The sequence below is a fragment of the Capnocytophaga sp. oral taxon 332 str. F0381 genome (assembly GCF_000318275.2).
In the GTDB taxonomy this organism is placed as follows: Bacteria; Bacteroidota; Bacteroidia; order Flavobacteriales; family Flavobacteriaceae; genus Capnocytophaga; species Capnocytophaga bilenii.
On the sequence record NZ_KB291325.1, the window covers coordinates 471 to 1,162 of the forward strand.

Below are 692 nucleotides of genomic sequence, written 5' to 3' on the forward strand. Positions count from 1 at the left end.
CCCAAACTACGACGCCTACTACCGAAACGCCCACAACATCAACTGCAACTACCACACCTACTACTACACCCACCACCACAACCCTTACCGCTCAAGACGATATTTACACCATTACCTATAGTACCAAAACGCAAACAGTAGGCAGTGTCTACGACAACGACCGCTATGGCACCCAAACCCCTACCGATAAAGAGGTGCAGTTTCTAAAACTTAGTAGCAGTGTCGATAAGAACGGGAAGTATATCAGTACAGCACAAGGCGGAATGCTGCGAATTCCCGCAGGTTTAGCGGTGGGACAACACTATCTGCTTTATAAAATCAGAGAAATTCAAAATCTAAAAAACTTTGCTATCGCCACCGCTACTATAGTGGTATTGCCCCAAACTACAACTCCTACTACTGCGAGTAGCACGAGTAGCACCACCACCACTCCAACCACTGCCAGTAGTACAACAACTAGTAGCACAACAACTCCAACAATAAAACTCACTGCACAAGACGATATTTACACTATTACCTATAGCACCGAAGCCCAAATAGTAGGCAGTGTCTACGATAACGACCGCTATGGCACCCAAACACCTACCGATAAAGAGGTGCAGTTTCTAAAACTCAGTAGCAGTGTCGATAAGAACGGAAAGTATATCAGTACAGCACAAGGTGGAATGCTCCGACTTCCTGCGGGTTTATCT

At 45.8% G+C, this 692-nt stretch carries 1 protein-coding gene; it reads left to right on the forward strand.

Annotated elements, in window-relative coordinates; all coding sequences use genetic code 11:
- Positions 1-692: hypothetical protein (locus HMPREF9075_RS08485; protein WP_009416125.1), on the forward strand; the 692-nt coding region annotated here is incomplete at both ends.